The organism is Algoriphagus namhaensis (assembly GCF_042649705.1).
Lineage (GTDB): Bacteria > Bacteroidota > Bacteroidia > Cytophagales > Cyclobacteriaceae > Algoriphagus > Algoriphagus namhaensis.
The window spans coordinates 413,826-435,081 of the sequence record NZ_JBHRZS010000007.1 but is presented as its reverse complement, the minus strand read 5'-3'; the positions used below and the strand labels follow the sequence as shown (position 1 = coordinate 435,081).

General features: G+C 41.5%; 21 protein-coding genes. 7 read left to right on the top strand and 14 right to left on the bottom strand.

From position 1 onward, the window contains the following. Positions 1-169: 169 nt before the first annotated feature. Positions 170-2,896 carry a DUF6797 domain-containing protein gene (locus ACFOSV_RS10180; RefSeq protein WP_377905904.1) on the top strand — a complete coding sequence of 909 codons (2,727 nt, stop codon included), beginning with the start codon at positions 170-172 and terminating at the stop codon, positions 2,894-2,896. 60 nt (positions 2,897-2,956) lie between these two features. Then, positions 2,957-4,603, top strand: a complete 1,647-nt coding sequence (locus ACFOSV_RS10175; protein ID WP_377905903.1) for an AMP-binding protein — start codon at positions 2,957-2,959, stop codon at positions 4,601-4,603. 66 nt (positions 4,604-4,669) lie between these two features. Here ACFOSV_RS10175 and ACFOSV_RS10170 read toward each other — a convergent pair whose 3' ends face one another. The 8 genes from ACFOSV_RS10170 to ACFOSV_RS10135 all read right to left on the bottom strand — a co-directional run bounded on the left by ACFOSV_RS10170 (position 4,670) and on the right by ACFOSV_RS10135 (position 10,812). Next, positions 4,670-6,238 (bottom strand): L-serine ammonia-lyase, iron-sulfur-dependent, subunit alpha, encoded by a 1,569-nt coding sequence (locus ACFOSV_RS10170; protein WP_377905902.1) that lies wholly within the window; start codon positions 6,236-6,238, stop codon positions 4,670-4,672. Positions 6,239-6,482: 244 nt separating this feature from the next. Continuing rightward, on the bottom strand, positions 6,483-7,478 hold the full coding sequence (locus ACFOSV_RS10165) for a ligase-associated DNA damage response exonuclease (RefSeq protein ID WP_377905901.1): 996 nt from the start codon (positions 7,476-7,478) through the stop codon (positions 6,483-6,485). Between the two features lie 51 nt (positions 7,479-7,529). Continuing rightward, on the bottom strand, positions 7,530-8,159 hold the full coding sequence (locus ACFOSV_RS10160) for a flavin reductase family protein (protein ID WP_377905900.1): 630 nt from the start codon (positions 8,157-8,159) through the stop codon (positions 7,530-7,532). Next, on the bottom strand, positions 8,156-8,599 hold the full coding sequence (locus tag ACFOSV_RS10155; protein ID WP_377905899.1) for a hypothetical protein: 444 nt from the start codon (positions 8,597-8,599) through the stop codon (positions 8,156-8,158). The genes ACFOSV_RS10160 and ACFOSV_RS10155 overlap by 4 nt, the downstream gene beginning before the upstream one ends. Before the next feature lie 15 nt (positions 8,600-8,614). Further along, the gene (locus ACFOSV_RS10150) at positions 8,615-8,878 is read right to left on the bottom strand and encodes a hypothetical protein (protein WP_377905898.1); all 264 of its coding nucleotides are present in this window, start codon (positions 8,876-8,878) and stop codon (positions 8,615-8,617) included. Between the two features lie 63 nt (positions 8,879-8,941). Further along, positions 8,942-9,622, bottom strand: a complete 681-nt coding sequence (locus tag ACFOSV_RS10145; protein ID WP_377905897.1) for an SDR family NAD(P)-dependent oxidoreductase — start codon at positions 9,620-9,622, stop codon at positions 8,942-8,944. 115 nt (positions 9,623-9,737) lie between these two features. Then, on the bottom strand, positions 9,738-10,442 hold the full coding sequence (folE, locus tag ACFOSV_RS10140; protein ID WP_377905896.1) for a GTP cyclohydrolase I FolE: 705 nt from the start codon (positions 10,440-10,442) through the stop codon (positions 9,738-9,740). Then, a complete protein-coding gene (locus ACFOSV_RS10135) occupies positions 10,402-10,812 on the bottom strand; it encodes a 6-pyruvoyl trahydropterin synthase family protein (protein WP_377905895.1) in 411 nt (136 codons plus the stop codon). Before ACFOSV_RS10135 ends, folE begins: the two co-directional genes overlap by 41 nt. A 282-nt stretch (positions 10,813-11,094) precedes the next feature. On the opposite strand from ACFOSV_RS10135, the gene ACFOSV_RS10130 reads away from it, so the two are divergent. Beyond that, positions 11,095-11,781 carry a murein L,D-transpeptidase catalytic domain family protein gene (locus ACFOSV_RS10130; protein ID WP_377905894.1) on the top strand — a complete coding sequence of 229 codons (687 nt, stop codon included), beginning with the start codon at positions 11,095-11,097 and terminating at the stop codon, positions 11,779-11,781. Here ACFOSV_RS10130 and ACFOSV_RS10125 read toward each other — a convergent pair whose 3' ends face one another. The 4 genes from ACFOSV_RS10125 to ACFOSV_RS10110 are packed head-to-tail and all read right to left on the bottom strand — an operon-like array spanning position 11,782 to position 16,341. Then, on the bottom strand, positions 11,782-13,395 hold the full coding sequence (locus ACFOSV_RS10125; protein WP_377905893.1) for a L,D-transpeptidase family protein: 1,614 nt from the start codon (positions 13,393-13,395) through the stop codon (positions 11,782-11,784). It lies immediately after the preceding gene. A gap of 2 nt (positions 13,396-13,397) precedes the next feature. Then, positions 13,398-14,246, bottom strand: a complete 849-nt coding sequence (gene kdsA, locus ACFOSV_RS10120; protein ID WP_377905892.1) for a 3-deoxy-8-phosphooctulonate synthase — start codon at positions 14,244-14,246, stop codon at positions 13,398-13,400. Then, on the bottom strand, positions 14,243-14,818 hold the full coding sequence (locus tag ACFOSV_RS10115; RefSeq protein WP_377905891.1) for a KdsC family phosphatase: 576 nt from the start codon (positions 14,816-14,818) through the stop codon (positions 14,243-14,245). Before ACFOSV_RS10115 ends, kdsA begins: the two co-directional genes overlap by 4 nt. Continuing rightward, positions 14,800-16,341 carry a GNAT family N-acetyltransferase gene (locus tag ACFOSV_RS10110; RefSeq protein WP_377905890.1) on the bottom strand — a complete coding sequence of 514 codons (1,542 nt, stop codon included), beginning with the start codon at positions 16,339-16,341 and terminating at the stop codon, positions 14,800-14,802. The genes ACFOSV_RS10115 and ACFOSV_RS10110 overlap by 19 nt, the downstream gene beginning before the upstream one ends. 180 nt (positions 16,342-16,521) lie before the next feature. Between ACFOSV_RS10110 and ACFOSV_RS10105 the strand changes: the two genes are divergently transcribed. Further along, on the top strand, positions 16,522-17,376 hold the full coding sequence (locus ACFOSV_RS10105) for a mechanosensitive ion channel family protein (RefSeq protein ID WP_377907292.1): 855 nt from the start codon (positions 16,522-16,524) through the stop codon (positions 17,374-17,376). A 51-nt stretch (positions 17,377-17,427) separates the two neighbouring features. Beyond that, entirely contained in the window at positions 17,428-18,351 is a 924-nt protein-coding gene (locus tag ACFOSV_RS10100; RefSeq protein ID WP_377905889.1) for a hypothetical protein, read from the top strand. 1 nt (position 18,352) lies between these two features. On the opposite strand, the gene ACFOSV_RS10095 is transcribed toward ACFOSV_RS10100, so the two are convergent. Then, entirely contained in the window at positions 18,353-19,177 is an 825-nt protein-coding gene (locus ACFOSV_RS10095; RefSeq protein ID WP_377905888.1) for a universal stress protein, read from the bottom strand. A 94-nt stretch (positions 19,178-19,271) separates the two neighbouring features. Continuing rightward, complete coding sequence (locus ACFOSV_RS10090) at positions 19,272-19,745, bottom strand: GNAT family N-acetyltransferase (RefSeq protein ID WP_377905887.1); 474 nt, start codon at positions 19,743-19,745, stop codon at positions 19,272-19,274. Between the two features lie 78 nt (positions 19,746-19,823). On the opposite strand from ACFOSV_RS10090, the gene ACFOSV_RS10085 reads away from it, so the two are divergent. Both ACFOSV_RS10085 and ACFOSV_RS10080 read left to right on the top strand, forming a co-directional pair. After that, the gene (locus tag ACFOSV_RS10085) at positions 19,824-20,336 is read left to right on the top strand and encodes a RidA family protein (RefSeq protein WP_377905886.1); all 513 of its coding nucleotides are present in this window, start codon (positions 19,824-19,826) and stop codon (positions 20,334-20,336) included. Further along, positions 20,336-21,040, top strand: a complete 705-nt coding sequence (locus ACFOSV_RS10080; protein ID WP_377905885.1) for a porin family protein — start codon at positions 20,336-20,338, stop codon at positions 21,038-21,040. Before ACFOSV_RS10085 ends, ACFOSV_RS10080 begins: the two co-directional genes overlap by 1 nt. Positions 21,041-21,256 lie beyond the last annotated feature (216 nt).

The following is a 21,256-nucleotide window of genomic DNA, read 5'->3' as shown; positions in this document are numbered from 1 at the left end:
TTAACAAAACTCACCTAAGCCGGACAGCGATACCCAAATAAGCATTCTTCATATGCAAATTTTTTAATAGTTCTAAGTACGAAGGTTTGAGATTTCGGATGAATTAATAATTCATCACAAAAAAAATCCCGTAATTATAAGGCCATTGATTATAGAAAACGACTTGATTATGAAAAGATTACTGTTTGGAATTATCTCTCTTCTATTCTTTGGTCTAATTTATAGCTGCAACACTCAGTCACAGAAAAAAGAATCAAATCTAAATAATGGATTTATTCTATCAGAATCTGACCTAGCAGATTACGAAAAAGATATAGATCATCAAGTATTGCTTGCTGCATGGGGTGATCGCGAGGGAGAATCCATCCGGACTGGAGAACATATTTACAATAACATCTGCTTCAATTGCCATGGTAATCCTGAACAAGAAGGCTCCATCCCTAACGCTTTCAAGTTTTGGAAGGATGAATTCAAGGTTGGTAAAGATCCATATTCAATTTATCAAACATTGACAAGAGGATATGGATCTATGCCTCCGCAAGTCAATTTGACACCTGTAGAAAAATATGATCTAATCCATTACTTAAGGGAGGAATTCTTAAAAGAAAAAAACCCGAACCAATATTTCGAAGTGGACTCGACATACCTTGTAAGCCTACCCTCTGGTAGTACCACAGGACCGGCTGCCAAAGAATTTAAACCTTGGGCTGAAATGGATTATGGTAATTTTTTGATCAACACATACGAATTAGCTGGTTCTAATACCCCTCCAAGGGAACGATCCTCAGGTCCCGCCCCCTTGCCTGATGAAAATCTCATCAATTCAAATTTTGCATACAAAGGGATTGCTATTAGACTTGATGAAGGTAAAGGGGGAGTTGCAGCAGGCAAGGCTTGGATCCTGTTTGACCATGATCTGATGCGGGTGGCAGGTGCATGGACTGGAGAGGGTTTTATAGATTGGGAAGCTATTTTATTCAATGGAAGGCACAACATATCCCCAAGGACAATAGGGGATCTTCATTTCGAAAATCCTGTATCTCCAGCATGGGCAAACCCGCAAACTGGAAGTTTTGATGATCCAAGATTTACGGCCCGAGACCAACGGAAATTTGGGCCTTTGCCACGCGAATGGACTCATTTTAAGGGATTATATCAGTATAATGATCGGGTAATCGTATCGTATACCGTAGACCAAGCTGAGGTCTTAGAAACTTTTGGGCTTGAGTTATTTGGAAACACCCCTGTTTTTTCCAGAACAATGAACATCTCACCAACAGGGAAAGCCCTTAAAATGAGAGTTGCAAAAGTGGGAACCTCCGTGGTATTGATTGGTGAAGGAGCCATCTTGAAAGATCAGGGCGAATTCAAGGTTTTGGAAGTCAAGCCAAATCAGGCGTTGCAAATCAAAATATTGATTTCGCGGGCAGAAAGCTCTGAACTCAAAGAGTTTGCTCAATTTTCATCTCGCCCAGAAGATTTAAGGAACATGATTAAAGGCGGTTCTAAAAGGTATCCCCAAAAATTGACAACAACTATTCAAAAAGGGGAGCAAGAAGGTCCATTTCAGGTGGATATAATGAATCCTCCCTTCGACAGTCCATGGAAAAATCAATTTAGATTAAGTGGTCTTGACTTCTTTAAAGACTCAAACAAAGGCGTGATCTGCTCCACTGATGGAGATATATGGCTTGTTGAGGGCTTTTTAGAAAATTCAGGAGAATTATCCTGGCAAAGAATCGCCTCGGGTTTATTCCAACCCCTAGGTATTAAGATAGTGGATGAAGAAATCTTTGTGACTTGTCGGGATCAATTGGTTAAACTTCATGATTTGAACGGAGACCAAGAGACGGACTTTTATGAAAGCTTCAACAACGATCATCAAGTAACAGACCATTTCCATGAATTTGCAATGGGTCTTCAAGTGGATAAGAAAGGTAATTTTTACTACGCTAAAAGCGGACGGCACGCTCGAGAGGCCCTTGTTCCTCAGCACGGCACATTGATGCGCGTGAGTAAAGATGGACGTTCAAGTGAAATAATTGCCACGGGATTTAGAGCCGCAAATGGTGTTTGTATCAATCCTGACGGCACATTCATTGTCACAGATCAGGAAGGCCACTGGAATCCCATGAATCGGATCAATTGGGTAAAAGAAGGTGGATTTTATGGGAATATGTTTGGATATAATCCCCCCGAAGATAGTACAGAAAGCGGCATGGAGCTACCAATGGTATGGGTAGACCGTGATATAGATCAATCTCCCTCCGAGCTTCTTTGGGTTAACAGTAAAAAATGGGGAGCCCTCAATGGAAAACTTTTAAACTTCTCATACGGATACGGGAAAATTTTCGTCATCCCTCACGAGACTATTGGAAATCAGGTACAAGGAGGCATAGTTGAGCTCCCAATACCCAGATTCTCTACGGGTGTGATGCGTGGCAGATTTAATCCCGGTGATGAGCAATTGTACCTATGTGGCTTATCCGCTTGGGGATCCACTCAACCGCAATTGGGAGGTCTTTATAGAATTCGGAAAGTAGACCAACCTTTGTCAATCCCAATAGGGATCAAGGCTTCTAGCGAAGGTATTGAGTTGGCTTTTAGCGATGATCTCGATCGTGAAAGTGTGAGTGAAATCAGCAATTACAGAGTTAAAATATGGGATCTTTTGCGTTCAAGGAAGTATGGATCCAAGCATTACAATGAAAAACCCTTGAGCGTTGCAAATGCATCTCTCAGCAGAGACAATCGCACGATTCTTTTGACCATACCAGATATAAAGCCGACATGGGGAATGGAAATCACCTATGAGTTATCTAATGAAAATGGAAAAACCGTTTCTGGATCTATTCAAAACACCATTTATCAACTAGGATCAAGTCCGTCGAACTAGTTCTGATCTATTGTCGGTTTTTTTTTCCTTATATTTCTAATAACCTAAAATAACCGATATATGGAAACATTTAATAGTCCACTAGAGGCCTTCGCACATTGGGTAAATACTACACCAAACAAAACGTTCCTGAGACAACCGATCAATCGAGTTTTTAAGGAATACACCTATAAAGAAGCAGATCAAGAAATTCGGAAAATAGCTTCAGCTCTCCATGGAATGGGGATTTCCAAGGGAAGTCATGTAGCAATTCTTTCCAAGAACTGTGCACACTGGATCATGGCAGATCTCGCCATTATGATGGCAGAATGCATATCCATCCCCATTTATCCGACCTTAGGCGCAGAGTCCATTCATGAAATATTGGTACATAGTGAATCCAAAGCCATTATTGTTGGCAAGCTGGACGATTATAGTCAACAGAAATCAGGCATTCCCGACATTCCAATCATTGGTGTGAAGCTTTATGACATCAACGAACAATATGAATGGGATCAGCTAGTAGCTAGTAATGAACCCATCCAAGGATTGGTTGAACAAAAACCTGAAGATCTCATGACCATCATGTACACCTCAGGAACCACAGGAAGTCCAAAAGGGGTGATGCATACAGTTGGTACTTTTAATACCTTGCTGAGTACTGCACGAGACGTGATCAAATTACCAAATCAACCAAGATACTTCTCGTATCTACCAATGACTCATATTGCCGAAAGGGCCGGGATAGAGCTCTCTGCGGTCTACCGAGGTGCCGAGGTAAGCTTTCCTGAGTCACTTGAAACCTTTGGCGAAGACTTAGCTTCTGTACAGCCCGACACCTTCTTTGGTGTACCCAGAATTTGGCAAAAATTCCAAGAAAAGATTCTGGAAAAAATGCCTCAAAAGAAACTGGACAGACTGATTGGCTTGCCGATTTTGGGTAACATCGTAAAGAAGAAGATTCGAAAGAAGCTTGGCCTATCCGTATCAGCGGCTAATTTTTCGGGTGCTGCCCCAATCGCAGTAAGCTTGATGCAATGGTATTCGAAGCTTGGAATAGAAATCAATCAAGCCTATGGAATGACAGAAGACTGTATCCTCTCACATTTCAATTTACCGGGCGCTAATAAATTCGGCACAGTTGGAAGGCCACTGCCCGGAGTTACTTCAAAATTATCGGCAGAAGGCGAAATTCTTATTAAGAGTGATTGCCTAATGAAAGGCTACTACAAAGAACCAGAGAAAACTGCTGAGATGTTTACCCAAGATGGCTTTTTGAAAACAGGTGATATTGGAGAATTTGATCATGATGGATACCTCACTATTACTGGGCGAATCAAAGATCAATTTAAAACAGATAAGGGAAAGTATATCAGCCCAGCACCAATCGAACTGGAATTATTGAAAAATGGAGATATAGACCAAGTATGTATTGTGGGTACCGGTATTCCGCAGCCCCTAGCGCTGGTGGTTGTTTCGGAAGCAGGAAAGTCCAAAGGAAAATCGGAACTGGAAAAATCACTGATGGGTACGGTCAGAGATCTCAATCCCAAACTGGAGAGTTACGAGAAAATCTCGAAAGTAATTGTCATGTCAGAGGATTGGTCCGTAGATAACGGACTCTTGACACCTACGCTCAAAGTGAAGCGAAATAGAGTGGAAGAAATACATCGAGACAAGTATGGAGAATGGTTCAACTCCCCAGACCCAGTGGTCTACGAGTCTTAAAAATCAATAGAGAAGTGGAAAACGGATTTTCCACTTCTCTTTTTTTGAGCATTGTGTTCGGGCTCCTTAACAGCTTTTATAAAAATGCTTTTGGGCAAGTTTAGCCTCAATTTCTTTAGCGGTTTTGGTGATGGATAGCCCACCCAGATTCGTACATCTCAAAGTATTTGGAATACTTTTTCCCACCTCATACATGGTCTCAATTACCTCGTCGAGCGGAATCAAATGATCGTAACTCGCTAAAGCCATATTTGCACAAGACAGCGCATTTGATGCGGCCATCACGTTCTTATTAAGACACGGAGCTTCCACTCGGTTACCAATGGGATCACAGATCATTCCCAAAGAACTCTGCAAAGCCATAGAAGCGGCAGAAATACTCTGATTCAGATTTCCCCCTGCCAAGCTCACAATTGCGGCTGCAGCCATGGTAGACCCAGATCCACATTCCGCTTGACATCCACCAACCTCAGCCGCAAAGGTAGAATGGGCTGCTATAAACACTCCAATCAAACCAGCTACCATTAAAGCTTTGACGGTATCCTCATCCGATAATCCCAAAGAATCCGCGACACCAAGAACAGCTCCAGGCATCGCACCGCAGGAGCCTGCCGTCGGAGCTGCGACTATGACACCCATTGAACTTTTTACCTCCATGATTGCCGACACATACATGATGATTCTGTTTAAAACATCTCCATCAATCAATTTCTTATCTTCCATCATGGACTTGAAATTCACAGATTGGGGTCCTAAAATCCGATCTTCAAACTTGGTTCCTTTGAGTCCAGTTTCCACTGCATTTTTTAGAATCACTCGAATCTCATCCATTTTAGAAAGTACCTCTTCCTCTGAAATATTTCCTCGAATACTTTCATATCGTACTGCCAGCTGCCACAAGCTCAGATTTTTATCCTTGTTGTACTCCAGCATTTCCTCGCAGGTGATAAAGGGCACCTTTAGGTTCTTTACTGCCAAAATCGGAAGGACTGGATTGATTTGCTTGATCTGAGTTACCCCTGGAATTTCTTTGAGCACATCAATCAAAACAGCATCCAAAAAACTTGATGAAGTAAAAATTAAAAGTTCATCCTCTACTAGTTCCACATCAATCATCTCACCGATTCCAGACCTGCGAAGGTACTCATTGAGTTTTGGAGGATCGCTAGAATAGACTACAGTAACAAATTGATCTCCAGCCAAGGAAACCTCCACCCCATCAATTTCTATCACCTCAATCATTCCACCTCCTGTGGAATTGGCAATAACCTGATGAGTTTCCCATGGGTTCTTTAAGGTGATTTGGTAGGTATTGGGATGATCGTACTTGAGGTCTTTGATATTTATTTTCACCTGAATACCTGCTCCCGCCAAATGTGTTTCTGATTCAACCAATCGCTCGTCATAGGCTTCCCATCCTAGAAAGCCTCCAAATAAACCCATATCAGAGCCTTGATCCTTGTGTGTCGTAGCCAAAGATCCATTTGGATCAAAATCTATTTCAATACTTGAGATCACCCCACCCATCAAGTCATGGCAGATTCTGCCGATCCTTAAGGCCGCGGCGCAATGCGAACTGGATGGCCCTCTCATCACTGGGCCTACGACGTCATTAAAAATACTAGGATAGCTCATAGCTTAATTTTTAGAGTTGCAAACTTTAGTACCAAACATCAAAAGCTTAATACATTAGACCATGAGCACAAAACACAGCTAAAGCTCTATATTTCAATATCTTGCTTTGGTCCAAAGTCAAGATCGTGAAAGTTTTTCACACTTTCAAACCCGCAAAGAATAACCCAAATTTTCGCTCGTACCCTGAAATGACATGGGCTATACAATTCAGGAAAAATAAGCATATTTAAAAAGGAGCTATTTTTTAGCTTTCGTCCTCTTCCCCAAAAAGTGTCTTCAATTCCAATGCATCCAAACCCTTCTCTTCTTTGAGAAAACGACCAAAACTAGCTGTATTTCCATGTGTTAAATAGACTTTTTCAGCCTCAGTCGCTTCGATGGCCGAGATTAATCCTTCCCAATCAGCATGATCTGACAAAATGAAACCACGATCTGCGGCTCGCCTTCGTCTTGACCCTCGAACGGCCATCCAACCCGAGCAAATACCGGTTTGATAGGGAGTGAATTTCTTCATCCATGGGGTATTCATGGAAGCAGGAGGGGCAATAATTAAGGCTCCTTGGTAGGCCGATTTAGGTAAATCTGCCGTCACCAATTTCACATCGCGAAGCTCAATTCCATTTCTGATAAGGGCTTGATTTGTATTCCAAATTGCCCCATGAACATACACCTCACCAATCTCCTGATCTAAGTTTTGAATGATTCGCTGCGCTTTCCCGAGGGAATAAGCAAAAAGAACTGAATTTCTCCCTGCTGTAGCATTCTCTTTCCACCAAGAATTGATTTGATTAAAAATTTCTGATTGGCTTTCCCATTTGTAAATCGGAAGCCCGAAGGTGCATTCAGAAACAAATTCATGACAGCGGACTGGCTCAAAAGCTTCTGATAAGCCATCGTCCTCCACTTTATAGTCACCACTTACCACTGCAATTTTTCCACCGTATTCTAGGCGTATCTGAGCCGAACCAGGAATATGACCTGCTGGATAGAGCGAAATTTGAACTCCATTTATTACCAACTTTTCCCCGTAACCTAGGGTTTCTAAACTCAGGTCAGCTCCCAACCGAAGTTTCATTACCTCAGCCGAGTCATGATGAGCTAAATAATGCTTCATACCCCATCTCGCATGGTCAGAATGTGCATGGGTGCAAATAGCCATCTCCACTGGCCTCCAAGGATCTATGTAAACATCAGCCTGAGGACAATAAAGACCAGATTTGGTGAGTTCAAGAAGTGACAAAAGTTATGGTTTAGGTTGATCCTTTAAGCTAGGAAATCAATTTCGAATTCTCTAAACTTCTTGGACTGCTTGATCAGCCTTGGCGTAACTCAATCTTGACAACCTCTCCCCTCGGTGGTATTCATCCAAACCTGAAACGGTGACTGTATCCATCGCATTCAAATCAATGGAACCATCCGATCGAAGCCCTTTTTCCTCCAAAAAAATATGGGAGATGCTACCAATGACCAAAACTGTTTGGTTGACTTTAAGCGTTTGGCTTTCGACTAGTTCACAAGCAATTTTCACTGGGCTATTTTTCACAAATGGTGCCCCAAATCCATTCAAAAATTCTGACTGAATCCCTGTGCCATCAAACTCTGATCCTTCCCATCGTGCTGAGGCCCAATGCGCCTCTTTATAAAACTCCTGGGTAACATGATTCAAGGTGAAAAATCCGGTTTCGAGGATATTTTCAAGCGTATCACGCTTTACGGTATGCGGTCTGAAAAGCACGCCTACCATGGGTGGATTGGCACCCACATGAAAAACTTGTGAAAAGGGCGCCAGATTACTCTCCCCAGATTTACTTTGAGTACCAATCAGATTGAGACTTTTATATCCTGATAAGCAATTGATGAGGTTTCTTCTGTAGAAAGAATCCAGCTCCATCATTTCATCATAGTCAAAGTGCCTGGTCATTTGGAAATCGCCTCTTCGATGGATTGACAATATTGAATATCCAACTGATCAATGATGTTATCAGGGTAGTTTTCCAAAATTTGAGCTTTTGCTATCTGCACCATTTTTTCAAACCACTTTTCTGCAGGTAGAATTTTTCGGTGGGTTTTCACACCATGCTTCAGCATTTCTTTTTTCCAATGGATGAAATACCACTCCATAGTTGGTTGATGAAAGGCCCGAAGTGCCCTTTTATCGAAGATGAATTTTTCATAGTCTCCAGCCTTCACTATTTCCGCGATTTGCTGAAATACATTTTTAAACTCTTCGATGGCCACATAATCCCTGTTGAGGCGACAAATAATAATTTTGTGACCCTGACTAGTATAGACGCTCGCATCTCTCAAATCGAGCACTAAATCAAAATTATCGATTTCTGAATGAGTAAGTACATCTGTCATTTTCGTCAGAATTAGTTAGTAAACTCCATTATTACGGTGGGCTTGAGTAGTATTCAACTCCTCTTTAAACTTACCCAAACTGTTCTCAAGATTTTCTGCATACTCCAGGGTGGTACGGAGCATTGCTTGTTGAGATTGAATTTGCTCTTTGAGCCGACATAGCTCTTGATTCATTTCTGCCAGCTTTGACTCATACTGATTCTTGAGTCTAACTTTTTCAAGCTGGACTTTCTTTAACTCTTCCTTAAAAAGAAGGAATGACTCAGGCGGTGTCTTCATTATTCACGAATCTTTCATCTCGGGACAATACCCGATTAAACTACCATTTTCAACCAAAATTGTTTAACGAATTACCGACATCCCACCATCTAGGTGCAAAATTTGGCCGGTCATCCAGGAAGATTCTTCCGAAAGAAGATATCGACTCGCTGCGGCAATGTCCTCTGGAGTCCCCACTCTGCCAAGAGGATGTCGCTTATCAGATGCCTCTCGTTTTTCTGGCGACGCTAAAAGTTGATTAGCTAAAGGAGTATCCGTCAAAGAGGGAGCTATTGCATTCACTCGGATTTTCTGAGGTGCCCATTCGGCAGCAAGAGAACGTGTCAAACCTTCCACTGCGCCTTTTGCCGAGGCAATACCAGAATGAAAACCCATACCCATCTGTACAGCAACTGTGCTGAAAAGAACTACTGAAGCACTTTCAGATTTTTTAAGACCTTTCAAACAAGCTTGCAATACTCGAACCGCCCCAAAAAAATTGATTTCCATTTCTTCTTTGAAAGCATCGAGTCCTATTCTGTGAAAAGGTTTGAGTTGGATGGTCCCAGGGCAATAAACTACCCCATCGATCACCTCTGGTAATCCCTCCATTTCAAAGGGTTCTTGAGTCACATCCAAAGGATGTGTACCTTCCCCACTTTTCGAATACAAATACAAGGTTGCTCCTTCATTTCTGAGGTTTTCTGAGATACTTTTACCGATCCCAGAGTTCCCTCCTACAATTACAAAATTCTTATTTTTCATTATCTCACTCATTGATTTATAAAGCTTTTGTTGCAGGCTATTGTTTGACAATACACAAAAAAACCGAGTCATCGACCCGGTTTTTTCATGTTGGTTTAGTCCTTATGAGTTTTTGTTACTTTTCTAAATTGATGTACTTCAAGAATTCGTTGCGAGCCTGCTCATCATGCTCAAATTTTCCTGAGTAAAATGATGTGACAGTAGAACTGTTAGTGTCCTGCACGCCTCGTGAACTTACACACATATGATAGGCATCCATGATCACAGCCACATCGGTAGTTCCCAAAGCTTCCTTCAGCTCATTCCCGATTTGCATGGTAAGCCGCTCCTGAACTTGAGGTCTTTTGGAGTAATACTGTACGATTCGATTGATCTTGGACAAGCCAATCACATCACCGTTGGAAATGTATGCCACGTGTGCCTTTCCATAAATCGGCACGAAGTGGTGCTCGCAATGGGAATGGAACGTGATGTCCTTCTCAACAAGCATTTCTTTATACTTGTATTTGTTTTCAAAAAGCTTGGCAGCTGGTTTATTCTTAGGATTAAGTCCACTGAAAACTTCCTTCACATACATCTTAGCTACACGGTGCGGCGTACCCTTCAAACTGTCGTCTGAAAGATCCAAGCCCATGATATTCATTATTTCGCGAAAATGCTTTTCGATCAATTCGATTTTAAGGTCGTCATCCATTTCGAATGCATCCTCTCTTAAGGGAGTCTCAAGGCTTGTGCCTACATGCTCCTCTCCTAGTTCTTCCATTCGTTCCTTGGATAACTCAATGTCCATTGTACTCAACAAAGTTTCTTTCTGTTTCATAGAGTCTGATTTTCAACTCAAATTTATCGTCAATTTTCGCTCTTAATTTTTTCCAAATTACCACCGCCATATTTTCGGCAGTTGGATTAAGATTTCGAAATTCTTCGGTATCTAAGTTTAAATTTTTGTGGTCAAATTTATTTAATATCTCGGCTTTGATCAGATCGCTCAAAAGCTTCATGTCGTACACATAGCCTGTTTCAGGATCGATTTCGCCAATCAGTTCAACTATCATATCGTAATTGTGACCATGATAGTTTGGGTTATTGCATTTCCCGAAAACCGCCTTATTTTTTTCATCAGACCAAGCTGGATTGTGAAGCCTATGGGCGGCGTTAAAATGCTCTTTTCGAAATACTGATACTCTCATTGCTTTCTTGAACAGAGATTTTTGAACTTTTGTTTAATTATTTTCATTTTTCTTTAAACAAAATTTACAAATCTCTCTGGACCAGTGAATTGTTGTTAAAATTTGAAAGGCGAAGTTACAAAATAAAATTTCGTCTCTTCCGTTAAAACAACGAAGCTGCGGCTCAGAGTTCAATTTACCCCAAATGGACTCTGCCAATCACCCATTCCGACAGCCTAACTTATTGATATATAGCAATTTTATTCTCATCAAATGGGTCTTAAATTTGCACATTGAAAAATTATGATGCTTCGATTTATTCTATTTACCACATTATTTGGCTTTGCCGTTCTTCCTATCACTTCCAAAGATCAAATGGAAATTCAAGCCGAACCTTTGAATATGGGAGAGATTCTTTATCAAAACCTTCAAGTCAGCGAATATCCTTTGCCAAACAAGGAAGTATTTGATTTGGCCTATGCTGGCTGGACCAAACTTCAAAAGGATTTAAAATCAGAAATTTTGACGATTATTGATTTCAGCCTGCCATCCACAGAAAGAAGGATGTGGGTAATTGATCCTATTGCGGAGAAAATATTAAGCCATACCGTAGTGTCACATGGGCGAAACTCTGGTGATCTTATGGCCACCCGCTTTTCCAACCGACCTGAGTCCTACCAAAGCAGTTTAGGGTTCTACAAAACAGCTGAAACCTATTACGGAAAACACGGGTATTCCTTAAAACTTGATGGGTTGGAAGAAAAATTCAATAGCCAAGCGCGTAACCGAGCCATCGTCATCCATGGTTCAGATTATGCTCGCGAGGAGTTTGCTAGTCGCACCGGAAGGCTAGGGAGAAGCTTGGGCTGTCCAGCTGTTCCAAATGAAATTTCCAGAGATTTGATTGACCTCATCAAGGAAGGAAGCCTTCTTTTCGCCTATGGGAATGACGAAAATTACCTTTCAGGCTCTGAAGTTTTAAATTCCTAATTATTTACGAAGGGCAGCCAAAAGCTCCTCATCCCGCTCATAAACATCCGGGCGAAAGTGACCGTTCCCTGCACCATCTGCCCAAAAAGTAAGATAAAGCAAAACCACAGGTATTTTCTCCTTAAGATAGACTGTTTTCTCGGTGCTTTGATGCATCGCCTCATCGATTTTTTGGGCAGTCCACTCTGGCTTATCTCTCAATAGCAAAGCAGCAAAATCCGATGGATTTTGAACTCTAATACAGCCATGACTCATTGCTCGTTCCTCCCTTGCAAACAAACTTCTTGCAGGGGTATCATGGATGTAGACACTGTGACTATTGGGGAACATAAACTTGACCAACCCCAGTGAATTAGTCTCTCCAGGCTTTTGTCTCAGCCTGTAGGGGAAGCTTTTGGAATTCCAATCCACACTTTCAGGACTAACGACTTGACCAGAATTGTCGACGATTTCAATGTTTTTCGAAGCCAGATACCCAGGATCCTTTCGAGCTTTGGGAAGAATCTCACCTCTTGTAATAGATGTGGGTAAGTTCCAATATGGACTAAAAACGATATAGCTCATTTCGCCTTGAAAAATCGGTGATTCATGAAAGCGCTTACCCACGATTACCCTTTCACTCAAAAGTGTGTCTAGATCATTGAGGAAGTCCAATTGATAGTTAGCAATATTTACCAAGACCATAGGGCCCGTCTTAAGAGTATCAGGAAGCCACCGAAGGCGTTCCATATTGATTGCAGCCTTATCGATCAGGTCGGCTGGAGATTGATTAAGTGCATTGATAGTCAGCTTACCCACCACTCCATCTGGTTCCATCCCATTTCGCTTCTGAAAGGCCTTAATCGCCAGCATCGCAGTAGAATCATATAGCAAATTCTGGGTCAAATGCTCATCATTCATGTAGCCCCAAAATGCCAACCTTTGTCGCATGTCTGGTAAAATTTTGTTTTCCTCACCCACGCGAATAGCTCCTCTCAAGGAGATATCTTTCCAAGAGTCGGGATATTTCTGATCCAATGCATAAAGATTCTTGATGATCTCGCGACCATGGGAATACATTTTGAAATCAGGGTAAAGTTTCTCAAAAATTGATGGAAAAGAAGCACCATTTTTGGCTTGAAGGAGCAAATCCGAATAATTAAATCGAGGAACCTTAGGTTTGATTTCCCAATCCTTTTCAAATTGCTCATAATTTACTTTTCCTTGATGCAAATCCTTGGTGACTTGAAAAAATGCATCAGTTAAAATCAGCTCTAAATCAACTAAATTTCCTTCGTTTCCATTTTGGATGGACTGAACTAGGGCCAAAATCAAGTTTTGATGATAAAATCGAGGATCTAAGCCATCATACTTCACCTCGTCCAATATTTGAATAAATTCTTTGGCATTACTCCTCAATTGCCCATTGGAAAGCCAAACAGGCTGAAATGCTTGATTAGCATAAAAGCCGTGAATCTGATTCGAATACTCAAGAATATCCGAATTCACTCGAATTTTTTCCTCTGGCAAAACATGCTCTAAGCGGGCTCGAAGCTCCACTTCAAGGTTAACTTGACCATAACTTTGGACAGCAAAAAATATAAATACAGCGAAGAGAATGACTGAATGTTTCACAACTATTGAACTTTAAAATCTTGATATTTTCTTCCTAACGTCCACGCTTCATGGAGCATTTCCAAAAATCCTCCCATACGATCTAGAGGAATCAAATTTGGTCCATCACTGAGTGCTTTTGCAGGTTCTGGGTGGGTTTCGATGAAAAATCCATCGATGCCCGTTGCGGCCGCTGCTCGGGCCAGAATGGGTGCAAATTCACGCTGTCCTCCACTACTTCCGCCTTGTCCGCCAGGCTGCTGAACGGAATGCGTAATATCAAAAACAACTGGTGCAAACTGTCTCATGATCGGTAAGCCTCTCATATCCACTACCAAATTATGATAGCCTAGAGAAAAACCGCGCTCGGTCAGGCAGACATTGTCATTTCCAGTGGATCGCACCTTGTCCACAGCAAATTTCATGTCTTCGGGCGCCATAAATTGTCCCCTTTTGATCTTAACTGCTTTGCCAGTATTTCCTGCTGCCAGTAGCAAATCTGTTTGCCGACAAAGGAAAGCGGGGATTTGAAGAACATCGACTACCTCGGCCACTTCTTTGGCTTGATAGCTTTCGTGAATATCTGTAACCAAGGGTACCTGAAGTTCTTTCCCCACTCGCTCAAGTACAGCCAAGGATTTATCCATCCCAATAGATCGAAATGAACCCGATGAAGTTCGATTGGCTTTGTCGAAAGACGCTTTAAAAACATAGGAAAATCCGTACTGATCGGCCCAGCCTTTTACTTTGGAACCAATCTCCATGCAAATATCAAAACTCTCCACTGCGCATGGTCCTGAGAAAAGAACTGGCTTATCGCCGCCAAGATTATACTTGTCGGCAATGATCATTTCATGTGTTGTTTTATTCATTTTCCTTGGTTTTGGTAGGATTGTAAGATAGGAATCAAAAGCCCCTTTGCATGCAAAATCAGATCGCCTACTTCACGGAAAACCCCTTTTCCCCCATCAAAATTTGATACAAAATGGACCGCAGGTTTGATGTAATCCATGGCGTCTCTGGCCGATACGGCCAGACCGACCTGAGTCAAAATCGGCAGATCAATTAAATCATCACCAATATAAGCCACCTCTTCGTATTCAATTTCTAAAGTTTCCAGTACTTCTTTGAGCTTTGCCCCTTTTTGTTTTACTCCATGATAGTGAAAATCAAATTTCAATTCCTCACATCGATTCTCAACAACGGGTGAATTCCTTCCAGTGATTGCTCCCACTAGTATTTTGTTGTTCCGTAGATGCTTAACAATGAGGCCATCCTTTACATTGAATTTCTTGAATTCCATCCCCTCGTTGTCATAAATGATCCCACCATCAGTGAGGACTCCATCTATGTCCGTAATCAGAAGTTTGATTTGCTTGGCTCGAGCCAAAACTTCGGATGAAACGGACTCGAAATATTGATTTACTATTTTTTCTGCTTCCATTGAACCGAATATAAGTCTAATCGTCTTTGTTCCAGGTTTCGAACGCTTCCAGCCTTACGCTGCTTAGTCAAAAGCCCCAGATCCACATCTGCTACGATCGTGGTCTCTGCGTTTTCAGAAGCCTGAGCGACTACCGCATCATGGGGAAAGGAAAAGTCAGATGGCGAATAGATCGCTGCCTGTGAATACTGAATATCCATATTTTCCACTTTTGGAAGATTGCCTACAGAGCCAGTGATGGCAACGTAGCACTCGTTTTCTATGGCTCTGGATTTTGCACAGGTACTGACTCGAAGGAAGGCATTTTTGGTATCTGTCCAGAAAGGCACAAAAAGAATATCCATCTCCTGCTCTGCGAGAATTCTACCCAATTCAGGAAACTCTACATCATAGCAGATCAAAATACCTATCCTTCCTGCATCTGTATCAAAAACTCGAATACCATTTCCTCCTTGAAGTCCCCAATACGAAGCCTCATCTGGGGTCACATGAAGTTTGTACTGCTTATCAACTTTTCCATCTCTTTGGCAGAGATAACTCACATTTCGCAGCTTTTTACCATCATATTCTGGCATAGAACCTCCTATGATATTGACATTGTAGGAAACAGCCAACTCACTCATTCTGGAGACGATCTCATCCGTATAATCGGCTAGATTTCGGATGGCTTCAGAAGCATCCATGTCATTGAACTCCGCCAATAATGGAGCGTTGAAAAACTCTGGAAGTAGGCAGAAATCAGATTTGTATCCCGACACGGTATCCACAAAAAATTCCACTTGTTGCATCAACTCATCCACATTGGCAAACCGCCGCATTTTCCATTGTACAAGACCGAGTCGTACGCTGGACTTGGTATTACCGATGAGCTTTTCATCCTTGTCAAAGTAAATATTGATCCACTCCAAAAGCGTGGCATAAGCACGGGAATCAGCATCTGAAGGCAAGTATTTGGTAATCACCTTTCTCACGTGAAACTCATTCGCAAGCTGGAATGAAAGCACAGGATCGTAAATTTCCTTGTTTTTGACCTGGTCGATATATTTTCTCGGAGTGAGCTGATCGGCATATTTGGCAAAGCCTGGAATTCTTCCTCCTGCGATAATTGATCGAAGATTTAGATTTTCGCAAAGTTCCTTTCTAGCATCATAAAGTCGACGACCGATTCGCATGCCTCTGTAGTCCTGATGCACAAAAACATCCGTCCCGTAAAGCGTGTCACCGTCTTCATCATGAGTGTCAAATTTTCCAAAACCTGTGATCTGATCGTAGGTGTGATTGTCGCCAAACTTACCATAATCCACGATCAAACTCATCGCAGCAGCTACGACCTTTCCATTATCCTCAATGCAGATTTGTCCCTCCGGAAAAACCTTCAATTGATTACGAAATTCGCTCTTGGACCAAACACCTTCTTCGGTTTTATAAATCGAAACCATGATCTCAAGAACATCTTGATAATCCGATAGCTTTAAGTTGCGGAGCTTGAGCCTATGCTCTATATCTTCCCATTGTTTACTCATGGTTCAAATTTAGATTAATTAGCCAAATATTTTGGGAAAGCTGGATGATTGAATTTTCAAAGCACCTTGAAATATGGAATTGGCATTATATTCGGTAGCTTTAGCAAAGAAAAAGTAAGAAGGAAGGAGTACATGAAGCAAAATATCAATGAGATCGCAGGTGAAAAAGCCGAAAGTGTCATGGACTGGCTGAGCGGGATTTTCAACTACAGTCTGCTACATCTTGGGGATACCGAACTGACCATTGGGTTGATTTTGACCTTGGTTATTTCTTTGGTTGCCCTTTTCGTGATCTCTGAATGGATCAGGAGATTTATAGTCAATAAAGTCCTAAGCCGCTACCAATTCGAGACAGGTACCAGACAAACGATCGGCATCATGATCAAGTATGTGCTGATCCTATCAGGTGTCTTTTCGATACTTCAAACCAACGGAATAGACCTTAGTGCTTTCGGTATTTTAGCCGGTGCCATAGGTGTGGGTATAGGTTTTGGTCTGCAAAATATCACCAACAACTTCATTAGTGGACTGATCATCCTTTTTGAGCAACCGATCAAAATCGGAGACCGAATCGAAGTAGGAGATGTCTCGGGTGATGTGATCAAAATCTCAGCAAGATCCACTATGATCGTGACCAATGATAATATCAGTATTATTGTACCTAATTCTCAATTCATTGATAGCCAGGTTATTAACTGGTCTCATAATGACCGAAATATCAGATTTAATTTTCCTGTAGGAGTATCCTACAAAGAGAATCCTGAGAAGGTAAAACGGATTTTAATGGAGGTGGCCAAAGGAAATCCTGGAGTCCTAAACAACCCTCAGCCCGACGTGCTTTTTAACGACTATGGAGATAGTAGTATCAATTTTACCTTGAGAGTTTGGACCTCTGAGTTTATAGATCGACCAAAGGTCTTGAAGAGTCAACTTTATTTTGAAATCTTCAAACGCTTTGGTGAAGAAGGTGTGGAAATACCTTTCCCACAGCGCGATATTCACTTGAAGTCAGGATTTGAAAAGTGGGAGAAATAGTATAATTTTCAACTTTATTGAGCATTAATACCCCCCGACGGTCTTCGGATAATGAAAAAATTTGTTTTTCTAGTCATATTTCTGGCATCAGCGTCGGCATACTCTCAAAGCTTTTACCGGTTTAGATTTGAAGAGCCATGGTCATTTGGGGCGAGCATTGGTCCCACCCAATATCTTGGAGAGTTATATTCATTTTGGAAGTACCAAGAAGGGATTCAACCTGATTGGAATGCCAACGTCAACATAAGTTATACTTTCGGTACTAAGCTCCGTGCCAAGGGGAATTTTTCGTACATCAAGATGTCTGGACAGGACCCTCCTGCTGATCCTAGAAGTAATAGAAATCCACGAAATCTAAATTTCCGTGCCCAGAACTGGGAAATTAATGGCACTATCGAGTATTATTTTAAGCCTGTGAAGGTGAATAACATTACCCGAGAGCTCTGGAATATCTATCTTTTTGCTGGACTAGGCATGTCCACCAACAATCCAGAAACCCAGCTCCGAGGTGAATGGGTAGATTTGCGCCCCTACCAATTGGAAAATAATCCATACGAAAAATATATTGTTGTTATCCCCACAGGACTGGGGTTTAAATACAAACTCAATGTTTACATGGATTTAACCCTAGAGGGAAGCTACAGATGGACATTCACAGACTATATGGATGACATCTCTGCCTATAATGTCAGTGAATTCTATCTCGACCTTGTCGATGATTACGTTACTGGTAATAATCCAGACCGACTCCGATTGGCAATCCGTAATCCAAATTTCCTGGATGACAACGGAGAACCTGATGTGGATAAAATCCTAAGGAATGGTGGTAGAGTCCGTAGAGGCTCTGGACTTGAGGAGCGTTTTGATGGATATCTAACGATAAACCTGGGTGTTGAAATTTATTTCTCCAAAGATATCTGGGACAACTTTATCTTTCGAAACCGAGTGTACGAAAAGGCTTTCCGATTCTGGTAAATCAAACAGTTACACTTAAAACGCCAAGCTTACTTTTATAAAGTAAGGTCTCTGTAGTTCCAATTAGATAGGACGAAGAAGAGCTCCTTTTCCCTGAAACCAGAACAACCCAAGCAATGTCATGATTTGAAGTAAAGTGGATGATACCATTTTCAACTTCTTTGTCATTAAATACATGTTGATGAAAAACTATCTCTTCATTACCATGAGTGAATGAATTCATTGATTGAGCAATCTCATCAGAAGAGGCAAAGTGCTCAGGGGTATTCACATAAAGCAAGTGTACACTGGTTCTAAATACCTTTATCAAGGATTTAATTTTGTCAAAAGCATTTTTTGAAGAAGGACCAAAATTCGAAGCAAAAGCAACTTTTTTGAAATCATTACCATTCATCGCCTCCTTGACAGCGAGAACCGGACAAGTGGATTTTCTTAAAACTTTCTGAAGAGTAGAGCCGATAAAATTCCCCTCGGTATATCCCTTACCATGAGCCCCCAAAACCAATAGATCAGCCTTTGATTCTTCGACTACCCGGAGAATGAGTTCATGTGGCATTCCAATTCTAATCTGTTGAAGGATCGGAACTTTAGCCGGTGCTATGTCGCGAATATAACCAGGTAGTAACTCCTTGGCTTCCTCATATTGCTCCAAAAGATCTGGATATTTGGTTTTAGCTTCTTCAGACAGTTTTTCCCAATCAACTTCAGATGGGATTACCGTGACACAAATTATTTCCGCTCCAGACTTAGCACTTAATTTCTGAGCAGTTTTAACTGCTTCTAGCGAATAGCTGGAAAAATCGAAAGGAACTACTATCGTTTTCATAAGTTTTCTGGGATGGTTTCAGCCTCAAAATCAAAAAACCCACCTTGAAACACTATGATCATTGTCAGGTACAACAATGAAAAAAATCACCCAATTAACGTGATCCTATGTCCATCTCCATTTTCACATCGCATCGGCAGTATTTACCATCTTCTGGAACGACAGATTGAAACCCTAGTTTTTCGTAAAGGTTCAAAGCAGTTTTTAGCTTCGTATTGCTGTAGAGCACAAGTTTATGTCCTCCCAGTTCTTTGGCTCGTTCGATGATCGTCTCTCCCAAAACCCTTCCTAATCCGTGCCCTTGAAATTCTGGCTTTACACCCATTTTGATCATTTCAAAAACACCATCCTCCACTTTTTGTAAAGCCACTGTACCCGCAATATTCTCTCCTATTTTTACAAAAATAATGGTCCCCCCTTTCCCAATGATAACCTCCTCAGGATGATCAAACTGTGCCTGATCAACAGGTTCCACCGAGAAAAGACCTTCTACCCAGGGTAGGTTTATTTCTTTGAAAAAGGGACTTAAGTCCTTGGTAAACTCTAAAATTTCGACTTTGGTAGACATAACATGGATAATTTAATCTACAGAAAATTAAAAATAGAGAGAAAATCTTAGCTTAGATTATCTAAAACCAAAGAACTCATGAAAAATCTTAAACTTGCCCTCCTGCCACTTTTCTTTTTTGGGTTGATTTCCCTTTCCCAAGCCCAGACTCCAGACCAGCGAATCAAGGAGCTCGGACTGAATCTACCGGAAGTCGGGCAGCCTATGGGGACCTACGTAAAATGGAGACAAGTAGGAAATGTTCTATACTTAGCAGGGAATGGACCAGATGTCTATGGAAAAGTGGGTGAGGATCTCAGCTTAGATGAAGGCTATCAGGCTGCTCGGGAAACCGGCGTAGAAATCCTTGCTGTACTCAAAGCAGCCACAGGTGGTGATCTAAGTCGGATTAAGCAGTTTGTAAAAGTCTTAGGAATGGTCAATTCTGCACCTAACTTTACCGATCATCCCAAGGTAATCAATGGCTTTTCAGATTTGATGGTGGAAGTGTTTGGCGAAACTGGTAAACATGCGCGATCAGCTGTGGGCGTAGCAGCCTTGCCAAATAATATTGCCGTGGAAATTGAAGTCATCGTAGAATTGAAGGATTGATGTTCAAAAAATTAGCAATACTCCTACTGGCTTATTGTTTTAGCTATCAAGCCCAATCTCAAGTTTTAATCTCTTTGCTCTTGGGAGATAAATTAAACTCAGAGGATTTAGAGTTTGGATTGGATGGAGGGTTTAACTGGTCCAATCTAAATGGTCTGGAGGGCAGTTCCTCGCTCCGAAACTTCAATCTTGGATTCTACTTTGATATTCGGATGAAAAACCAATGGTTCTTGAATACTGGAGTGTTGGTAAAATCCAGAGTGGGGGCCGATCAATTGACCGACGAAAACTTGACTTTATTGAGCGTTCTACCTGAGTCAACCTCAGGCGAATACAAACAAGTGATCAATTACTTCTATGTTCCTGCCTTAGTCAAGTACAAATTCAAAAACCATATCTATGCGGCCTTTGGACCACAAGTTGGGTTGAGGAATAAAACGTGGGTTGAGTTTAACTCGGATGAAGCAGGACGGGAAATCAGAATTCGCGAAAACAATAAAGACGATTTCAGTACCCTGGATTTTGGGCTGACTGCCAGCACCGGCTATCAGCTTCAGCAAGGCAATGGCATGAGTATAGGGGTCAAATATTATCTAGGACTCACAGATATTTACAAACCCGCACCAAATTTAAAAAACAGCTCTTTCTTTTTGAATGTGACAATCCCAATAGGTAAGGGGAAGGCATTAAAGGAGGAGAAGTAATTGAATCATATTAGGACACTCACTTCGTGACCGTTACTTCAAATTCATAGGGTATCCCCCAATATCAAACTAAAAAACAGGACAAATAAGACAATCTCACGATACAAAGGCCTTTTTTTCTTTCTCCATTTCGAAAGTATTTCATAGCCTGTGAGCACAAGCCCTAGGCCAAAGAGGCCGATTTTGAATAGTTCCCAAGTCATAAATTAAAGGATC

What these genes read in the sequence shown, in the direction of transcription:
- ACFOSV_RS10105 (WP_377907292.1), top strand. Translation starts at nt 16,522, where the DNA reads ATGGACTGGCTGAGCGGGATTTTCAACTACAGTCTGCTACATCTTGGG.
- ACFOSV_RS10145 (WP_377905897.1), bottom strand. Translation starts at nt 9,622, where the DNA reads ATGAAAAATAAGAATTTTGTAATTGTAGGAGGGAACTCTGGGATCGGT.
- kdsA (WP_377905892.1), bottom strand. Translation starts at nt 14,246, where the DNA reads ATGAATAAAACAACACATGAAATGATCATTGCCGACAAGTATAATCTT.
- ACFOSV_RS10080 (WP_377905885.1), top strand. Translation starts at nt 20,336, where the DNA reads ATGTTCAAAAAATTAGCAATACTCCTACTGGCTTATTGTTTTAGCTAT.
- ACFOSV_RS10115 (WP_377905891.1), bottom strand. Translation starts at nt 14,818, where the DNA reads ATGGAAGCAGAAAAAATAGTAAATCAATATTTCGAGTCCGTTTCATCC.
- ACFOSV_RS10085 (WP_377905886.1), top strand. Translation starts at nt 19,824, where the DNA reads ATGAAAAATCTTAAACTTGCCCTCCTGCCACTTTTCTTTTTTGGGTTG.
- ACFOSV_RS10180 (WP_377905904.1), top strand. Translation starts at nt 170, where the DNA reads ATGAAAAGATTACTGTTTGGAATTATCTCTCTTCTATTCTTTGGTCTA.
- ACFOSV_RS10160 (WP_377905900.1), bottom strand. Translation starts at nt 8,159, where the DNA reads ATGACCAGGCACTTTGACTATGATGAAATGATGGAGCTGGATTCTTTC.
- ACFOSV_RS10155 (WP_377905899.1), bottom strand. Translation starts at nt 8,599, where the DNA reads ATGACAGATGTACTTACTCATTCAGAAATCGATAATTTTGATTTAGTG.
- ACFOSV_RS10100 (WP_377905889.1), top strand. Translation starts at nt 17,428, where the DNA reads ATGAAAAAATTTGTTTTTCTAGTCATATTTCTGGCATCAGCGTCGGCA.
- ACFOSV_RS10110 (WP_377905890.1), bottom strand. Translation starts at nt 16,341, where the DNA reads ATGAGTAAACAATGGGAAGATATAGAGCATAGGCTCAAGCTCCGCAAC.
- ACFOSV_RS10170 (WP_377905902.1), bottom strand. Translation starts at nt 6,238, where the DNA reads ATGAGCTATCCTAGTATTTTTAATGACGTCGTAGGCCCAGTGATGAGA.
- ACFOSV_RS10150 (WP_377905898.1), bottom strand. Translation starts at nt 8,878, where the DNA reads ATGAAGACACCGCCTGAGTCATTCCTTCTTTTTAAGGAAGAGTTAAAG.
- folE (WP_377905896.1), bottom strand. Translation starts at nt 10,442, where the DNA reads ATGAAACAGAAAGAAACTTTGTTGAGTACAATGGACATTGAGTTATCC.
- ACFOSV_RS10090 (WP_377905887.1), bottom strand. Translation starts at nt 19,745, where the DNA reads ATGTCTACCAAAGTCGAAATTTTAGAGTTTACCAAGGACTTAAGTCCC.
- ACFOSV_RS10135 (WP_377905895.1), bottom strand. Translation starts at nt 10,812, where the DNA reads ATGAGAGTATCAGTATTTCGAAAAGAGCATTTTAACGCCGCCCATAGG.
- ACFOSV_RS10130 (WP_377905894.1), top strand. Translation starts at nt 11,095, where the DNA reads ATGATGCTTCGATTTATTCTATTTACCACATTATTTGGCTTTGCCGTT.
- ACFOSV_RS10175 (WP_377905903.1), top strand. Translation starts at nt 2,957, where the DNA reads ATGGAAACATTTAATAGTCCACTAGAGGCCTTCGCACATTGGGTAAAT.
- ACFOSV_RS10095 (WP_377905888.1), bottom strand. Translation starts at nt 19,177, where the DNA reads ATGAAAACGATAGTAGTTCCTTTCGATTTTTCCAGCTATTCGCTAGAA.